At 73.1% G+C, this 7,316-nt stretch carries 5 protein-coding genes; 1 reads left to right on the top strand and 4 read right to left on the bottom strand.

The annotated features are described in order from the left end of the window. Window positions 1-2,602: 2,602 nt before the first annotated feature. Genes IPZ69_RS27535 through IPZ69_RS27520 form a run of 4 tightly spaced genes read right to left on the bottom strand, consistent with a single transcriptional unit; the run spans window position 2,603 to window position 5,347 of the window. On the bottom strand, window positions 2,603-2,761 hold the full coding sequence (locus IPZ69_RS27535) for a DUF6760 family protein (RefSeq protein ID WP_235457244.1): 159 nt from the start codon (window positions 2,759-2,761) through the stop codon (window positions 2,603-2,605). Further along, entirely contained in the window at window positions 2,758-3,261 is a 504-nt protein-coding gene (locus IPZ69_RS27530) for a hypothetical protein (protein WP_235457243.1), read from the bottom strand. The genes IPZ69_RS27535 and IPZ69_RS27530 overlap by 4 nt, the downstream gene beginning before the upstream one ends. Further along, entirely contained in the window at window positions 3,261-3,704 is a 444-nt protein-coding gene (locus tag IPZ69_RS27525) for a phage tail protein (RefSeq protein WP_235457242.1), read from the bottom strand. The genes IPZ69_RS27530 and IPZ69_RS27525 overlap by 1 nt, the downstream gene beginning before the upstream one ends. A 59-nt stretch (window positions 3,705-3,763) precedes the next feature. Next, the gene (locus IPZ69_RS27520; protein WP_235457241.1) at window positions 3,764-5,347 is read right to left on the bottom strand and encodes a phage tail sheath subtilisin-like domain-containing protein; all 1,584 of its coding nucleotides are present in this window, start codon (window positions 5,345-5,347) and stop codon (window positions 3,764-3,766) included. A 225-nt stretch (window positions 5,348-5,572) separates the two neighbouring features. Here IPZ69_RS27520 and IPZ69_RS27515 point away from each other — a divergent pair, with 225 nt between their 5' ends. Then, entirely contained in the window at window positions 5,573-7,312 is a 1,740-nt protein-coding gene (locus IPZ69_RS27515) for an eCIS core domain-containing protein (protein ID WP_235457240.1), read from the top strand. The last annotated feature ends 4 nt before the right edge of the window (window positions 7,313-7,316 follow it).

Genomic DNA, 7,316 nt, shown 5'->3' with positions numbered 1-7,316 from the left:
TGCCGGGGGTGGTGCGGCGAAGGGGTACGGCAGCCGGTGTGGTTCGGCGTTGTACGGGTGGAGTGTGCGGCCGTGGGAGGGGCGTGTGCGCGCCCGACGTGGTCGGCTGCGGCAGCGGTGCGGCAGCCGGGGTGGTCCGGCGCTGTACGGCTGGGGCGGTCGGCTGCGGCACGGGGGTGTGCATGACCGGGGTGGGCGGCTGCGGCATGGGGGCCGGGGCGGCCGGTTGCGGCAGGGGTGCGGCGGCCTGAGTGGCCCGGCGTTGTACGGCCGAAGTGTGCTGCTGTGGCGGGGGGTTGTGCACGGCTGACGTGGTCGGTTGCGTCAGGGGGTTGTGCGTGGTCGGCGTGGTTGGCTGCGGCGTGGAGGTCGGCATGGTCGGCGTGGCCGGTTGCGGCAGGGGTGCGGCGGCCTGAGTGGCCCGGCGTTGTACGGCCGAAGTGTGCTGCTGCGCCGGGGGGTTGTGCACGGCTGACGTGGTTGGTCGCGGCAGCGGGTTGTGCACGGCCGGGGTGGTCGGCTGGGGCACAGGGGTGGGCATCGGCGGGCGGCCCGTGACCGGGGCAGGCGTCGATGGGGCCGGGGAGACCGATCGGCTCACGCTGGGCATGCCGGGGAGCGGCGTGGCGACGGGCGTGGCATCGGCGGGGCGCGTGGTGAGAGGGACGCCGAGCTGGGGGCGCGGGCGGGCCGCCGGGCTGCCGCCGTGCGGTGTGCTGCGCTGGATCGGGGGGAGCGGCGGCTGGGGCTGCGAACTCCCGCCACCGGGAGGGGTGTTGTCGACCGGCGCGGAACCCGCGGGAGGGGTCGTCGCCGGACGCGGTTGCTCCACGGGGCGTTCGGCGGGGGAGGGCACGCGCGAGGTGGGTGCACCGAGCCCGACGCGCGCACGCTGGACGGTCGGTTCCGTCGATGCCTGCTTGCGGGCGGCGGTGGCCGGTGCCGCTGTGGGACCGGTGGGAGTGCCGCTCGGTGTCGGCGCCGCGGCACGCTGCACGTTGAGGGCGGGGCCCGTGGGTGCGGGTGCGCTCGCGGAGGCGGGGGACGCCGTTTCCGTTTCGCTCGTGTGCGGGGTGCGGATGTCATCGGCCGGTCGCGTCACGGCCCGCTGCACCGGAGCGGGGGCCGGGGCAGCGACGGGTTCCGGCGCCGCGGTGCTGCCCTCGTCAGTACCGGGATGTGCGGGGGCCGGGGCAGCCGGCGGTATCCGGGCAGGCAACGTACGACGCTGCACCGGAGCGGGAGCCGACTTGGTCAGCGGGGCCACCGCCGGGCGCGGCCGCACTGGTCCCACGGGAATGCCTCGCGCCGGGGGCACGGGAACGTCCCCCCGCGGGGAGACGGAACCACCGAGCCGAGGGGGCTGAGGAACATCCGGCACCTGGGCTGCGGGAGCGCCCGGCTGAGGGGATTTGGCTACGGCACGCTGCACCGGCGCGGGCTGCTGCGCGGCTTCGGCGGCGTCTGGCTGGGAGGGCGCGGGAGTGGGCTGTCGTACGGGTGCGGAGGCAACTCGCGGCACCGGCGTGGAGGCGGCTCGCTGTACCGGAGTCGGGGCGGCCTGCCGCACCGCCTCTGCGCCATGCGGCCGCGAGGGCGCGGCAGCGGACTTCGGTACGGGCGCGGGCACGGCCTTCTCCCCCGGCGTGGCAACGGCACGCTGCACGGGCGCGGGAACGTCCGACTGCGCTGACGGGGACGCCATCTTCTGCACCGGCGCGGTGGGCATCGGCCCAACTGGCCCGGCGGGGCTCGCTGATGTGGCCGCGGTGCGCTGAACTGGCCTCGCGCCGGGGGGTTTCGTTGCCGGGGCCGGGGCCGGGGACGTTTGCCCTGGCGTGGAAGCTGCCCGCCGCACTGGCGTGGACGTCTCCTGCCCAGCTGGCGGAACAACCCTCACCGGCGGAGCAGTTGCCCGCTGTACCGGGGCGTGCCCCGCCGGCGGAAGGGGCACGGCCCGCTGCACCGGCACGGCACCAGCCACAGCCCCCGGCACGGAAGCAGCCCGCTGTACCGGCGCGGGCGCGGGCGCGGACGTAGGCACAGCCCGTCCCCCACCCGCAGAAGCGGCCTGACGCCCCGGCGCGGCAACACTCACCGGCGTGGCAACAGCACGCTGCACCGGCGCCGCGGCCCCCGCCCGCGAGGGCGTGGCAGCGGCAGCCCACCTCGGTGCGGGACCAGTTGCCGCTCCCGCCGCCGGCCCGGGCACCGGCGGTGCCGCGGGCGGCTGTTCGGCGGAGCGCGTCGGCGTCGGTGCCGTCGGAGGGGTCAGCAAAGGGCCCATCCGGTCGACCGACGTGCGGTTCAGTACCGCGTGCGACAGCGTGCCGGTGAAGGACGGGTTCTGCCAGGTGGCCAGCCGGTTTCCGAAGCCGGCGTCGGCGACACCCGACGTCCCCCCGGTCACCGCCCGCTGGATGGGTGGCAGCGCGGGCCAGGCGGCGGCCGGACGGGCATGCGTCGCCGCGGCGCCGGTGCCCGGGTCGGTGACGGCGCCGGTGTCGGTCGCTGCGGTGGTCGTCGACGGCGACGGCTCGCTCGCCCCGCCCGTCGTCGAGCCACCACGCCCACCCCTGAAGCGGTCCAGGAAACCCACGGCTCAGCCCTCCACCCCGGCCCGGGTCACCAGGGACGCGATCTGGTTCGTGAAGCGCCGGCGGTCGTGGTGTTCCAGGTCCAGGATCTCCTCCAGGCTCCAGTGGAAGTGGTAGGCGACGTACGCGATCTCCTCGTGCAGCCGGTCGGTCGCGTACGTCACGATTCCCCCAGGCGGCTCCCGCCGAGTTCCACCTCGAAGGGCTCCGCGCAGTGCGGGCACTCCACCGCGGCGCGGGTGTGCCCCTCGGCGTTGATCTGGCGGTAGAAGTCCTGGAGGAACGCCAGGTCGGAGGCGAACATGTTCTCCACGACCCCGTCGTGCACGAGCGGCAGTGTGCCCAGGCGGGTGATGACCCGGCCGAGCAGCACCACCGACAGGTAGGCGGGGTTCTCCTGGACCCGGATGTCCCGCAGCGGCACCAGTTCGTCGCGGGCCGTGGCCAGCCGCATCACGCCGTCGCGGTGGACGGTGCCCGCCTCGTCGACGTAACCGCGGGGCAGTTCGAAGGGGAACTCCGTCTGCAGGCGGAGCGCCGGTGCCGCGGCGGCCGGGGCCTGCTCCGCGGCCCCGGCCCCGGACCCCGGCGCGGACGGAGACGGCGACGGAACCGGTTCACCCGGTGCCGTCCCCGTCCCCGACCGGACAGCCGTACGCCGCATTACTCGATGACCAGTTCTTCGAACGTGATGGTCACCGTCTCGGTCAGCGCCGAGGCCTCACCGGCCTTCACGGTGCTGGTGTCGATCTTGCTGCACCAGGCGTTGCGCATGTTGTACCGCTTGACCGGATTGTTCTGGTAGTCCATCACCATGATCGTGGCGTTCTTGCGGGCCGTGCCCATCGCGCCGCTGACCGACTCGGTGATCCACTGGTTGAACGCGGCGGACTGCGTCATACCGCGCACGACCGTGCAGGTGCCCGCCTTCTTCACGCCCGGCAGCTTCTTGGTGACCGGCTTGCCCTGCGCGGAGACCTGCTGGTACTCGATGACGTCCTGCTCCACGCTGAGGCCGCTGACCTCGGCGAGGTACTCGACCATCACGCCGTCGATCTGCAGGCCGAAATTGTGTGAAGTAAGGGCATCGCCCGGCTGGAGACTCATGTCGCTTTCCTTCTAGGGGTGTTGACGTCGATGGGAGCTGGAGGAGTCGGCTGGCGGACCTACTCCTCCAGCTCCCCGCTCCCGCTGGAGAACTGAGCCAGTCGGAAGATCACGAACTCGGCCGGCTTCACCGGTGCGATGCCGATCTCGCACACCACCCGGCCGACGTCGACCGACTCCGGCGGGTTGGTCTCCTCGTCGCACTTGACGTAGTACGCCTCTTCGGGCCGGGCGCCGAAGAGGGCGCCGCTGCGCCACTCGTTGACCAGGAACGCCGAGACGTTGCGCCGGATCCGGGCCCACAGCGCGTGGTCGTTCGGCTCGAACACCACCCACTGGGTGCCGATCAGGATCGACTCCTCCAGGTAGTTGAAGTACCGGCGGACGTTGAGGTAGCGCCACGCCGGGTCCGAGGACAGCGTCCGCGCGCCCCAGATCCGGATGCCCCGGCCGGGGAACGCGCGGATGCAGTTGACGCCGATCGGGTTGAGCAGGTCCTGCTCGCCCCGGGTGATCTGGATCTCCAGGTCCACGGCACCGCGTACGACCTCGTTGGCCGGCGCCTTGTGCACACCGCGCTCGGAGTCGTTGCGGGCCCACACGCCGGCCACGTGACCGCTCGGCGGGATCAGCCGGGACTGGCCGGAGGCCGGGTCGAAGGACTTGATCCACGGGTAGTACAGGGCGGCGTACTTGGAGTCGTAGCCGGCCGTCTCCTGCCGCCACACGCGGATCTGGCGGGCGTTCAGGCCGGGCGGCGGGTCGATGACCGCGACGCGGTCGCCCATCAGCTCGCAGTGCGCGATCAGGCCGAGCTGGACCGCCTTGACGGCCTCCAGGTCGATCGCGCCACGCTGGTAGGCGGCCATCAGGTCGGGCACGGCCACCATCGACACCTCGTCGACGGCCTCCAGGCCGCCGAAGCCGGTGCGGTCGGCGCTGTCGCCCAGGTACTGGGCCGGGCCGACGACCGCGTCCTGCTCCGCCGGCGCGGCGGGCGCGGCGGGCGGCGCGGCCAGGGCCACCGTCTGGTTCTCCGGGCGGGCCAGCTGCGCGGACGGCGCGGCCTCGGCCACGGTGATGAGCTTGGAGCGCTCCTTGACCTGGGTGACGACGTAGGTGCGGCCGCCCTTCTTGGCGGTCACGTCGAACGACTCGACGGCCTTGTCGCCGTCCTTGACGATCAGCTTGAAGCGCTCGGCGGGACCCTCGCCCTCCGCGTCGGCGACCTCCACGCTCAGCGGGCCGTGCTGCCCGGCCGAGGTCGCCGTGACGGTGAACGTGCCGAGCTGCTTGGGCTCGCCGGCGGTCAGCGCGGCCGGTGCTGCCGCACCGGTCACCGCGTGGGGGGCGGCGGCGTCGCCGGAGGCGCCCGCCGCGGAGCCGCCGACGCGGACGACGTAGGCCGCCGAGCCGCCGTTGTTGAAGAAGCCGTAGACGGAGTGCGCGAGGTAGTAGCCATCGGTGAAGTCACCGAAGGCCGCCACGTACTGCGTCCAGTTGGTCACCAGGGTCGGCTCGTTCAGCGGGCCGGTCGGGGCGAGCCCGACGAAGGCCGCCACCGAGGTGCCCACTCCCTCGATCGGACGGGAGCCGCTGGCCACCTCCTCGACGTATACGCCGGGCGACAGGTACGACGGCATGCTCTGCTCTCCTCGGGACACGAGTCAGGACGCCTCTCACCGTCACGCGCGCAGCGCGACGGCCGGAACGACCTGCGGTGCCGTGGCGGGGGCAGGCCTGTTGCCCCGAAGGGCAACGACCCGGACGTGCCCTCAGGTCTGCCCCCAAGTTCCTTCCCCCGGCCCGGCGCCCTCGGTCACGCTGGTGCGCTGACGTGTATCCGCCGACCGTCGAGGGGAGCGCCCGTGCGCGCGCAGGACAAGGGCACCGCACCGAACGACCGGGCCCAGGGGACCCGGCCCGCCGGATGGACGGGCCGCGCGCCCCAAGGGCCCGGCTGGGCGGCCGGGGTGCTCGGTCTGCAGCGGCTCGCGGGCAACGCGGCCGTCTCGCGCGCCGTCACGGCGGAGCGGCACCAGCACTCCGCCGGCTGCGGACACGAGCAGCAGCCCGCCGTACAGCGGAGCTCCCTGGTGCACCAGGTGCTCGGCTCGTCCGGCCGGCCTCTGGACACGGGGCTGGGGAGCGAGATGTCGGCGCGGTTCGGCGGCGTCGACTTCAGTTCCGTACGGGTGCACACGGACGCCGTGGCCCAGCGGTCGGCCGCCGAGATCGGCGCGAGCGCGTACACCTCCCGCAACCACGTCGTGTGGGACGGCCGGGACAAGCACACCCTGGCCCACGAGCTCACCCATGTGATCCAGCAGAGCCAGGGTCCGGTCGCCGGCGCCGACAACGGCGGTGGGCTGCGGGTCAGCGACCCGGGCGACAGCTACGAGCGCGCCGCCGAGGCCAACGCCGCCCGGGTGATGGCCGGTCCGGCGCCGGTGCAGCGGGCGGTCGCGCCGCACGACACCGAGCACGACCACGCCTCCGCCGACCTGACGCACGCCGGCGACGCGGGCGCGTTCGTGCAGCGGCGGGCCGAGACACCGGCCAGGATCGGCTTCGAGTTCCAGCAGCTGCGCAGCGAGGTCGCCGTCACGGCGAGCGACGCGGAATCCGATTCGGACGCCGAGGTGTACGACCTGGGCGCCCGGTACTACGGCCAGCAGACCGGCCTCTGGTACGTCGTCCAGGACGGCGAGAACCTGGAGTTCGTCACCAAACCCTTCGCCAGCAGGCAGGATCTGACCCGGGCCATGGGCGAGATCGAGCGGGTGGCGAAGGCGCTGGACTCGGGGACCCGGAAGCTGCAGAAGGACGGCACCGACGAAGCCCCCGAGTTCGAGATCGGCAACGTCTACGTGACCGTGTACAAGCCCGACGGCACCGGTCAGCCGCAGGTGAACCCCGATGTGCCGCTGGACTCCCTGCCCCGCATGCATGAACGGGCGGCCACCGACGCGGGGCACTTCCAGGACTTCTACGGCGTCAACCGGATGTTCTGGCGGGCCGAGAGGACCCGGGAGGAGGTGACCGAGAACGCCCAGCTCGCCTCGGCGATCCGCCACATCCGCACCAGGAACCTCGTCAGGACCTTCGACATGCAGGACGACCCGTCGGCCGAACAGCTCGGCAGCGTGCGCGGCATGCTCCAGGTCATGGCGTCGGCCGCCGTGCACGAGGTGCTGTTCCACACCAATCTGCCCAAGGACCAGCCGCTCCTGCTCAAGACCCACATGGGCGCACTGTGGATGAGCCTGCGCGAGGACGGTGTGATCGGCGACCGGGTCGGCCTGCGCGATGTGGTGGCGCTGATGGGCTCGCTGAACGAGGACCTCGCCGACGAAGCCAATATCTGCACGAACATCGTCAGGTCGGTCATGAACGGACGGGACCCCGTCTGGGCAGGCCCGGCGAGGCCGGTCGACATCGGAGCCCCGGAGGAAGAGGGCGGCGAGCCGACGGGCGACCGCAAGCAGGTCCTGGTCGAGCTGCGACGCGTCCCGATCCTCGCCATCGACCAGTGGCCGGGCTTCGCGGCCATGTCCTTCGACCACTTCATCGAGGACACGGCCGACCGCTACCACCGGGACCTGTGACGGG

It is taken from the genome of Streptomyces olivochromogenes, from assembly GCF_021538895.1.
Taxonomy (GTDB): domain Bacteria; phylum Actinomycetota; class Actinomycetes; order Streptomycetales; family Streptomycetaceae; genus Streptomyces; species Streptomyces olivochromogenes_A.
The sequence above is the reverse complement of the archived record's forward strand: the minus strand, read 5'-3'. Positions and strand labels throughout refer to the sequence as shown.

Excerpts from the sequence above, each read along its gene's own strand:
- IPZ69_RS27530 (WP_235457243.1), bottom strand. The coding sequence starts at position 3,261 with ATGCGGCGTACGGCTGTCCGGTCGGGGACGGGGACGGCACCGGGTGAA.
- IPZ69_RS27520 (WP_235457241.1), bottom strand. The coding sequence starts at position 5,347 with ATGCCGTCGTACCTGTCGCCCGGCGTATACGTCGAGGAGGTGGCCAGC.
- IPZ69_RS27525 (WP_235457242.1), bottom strand. The coding sequence starts at position 3,704 with ATGAGTCTCCAGCCGGGCGATGCCCTTACTTCACACAATTTCGGCCTG.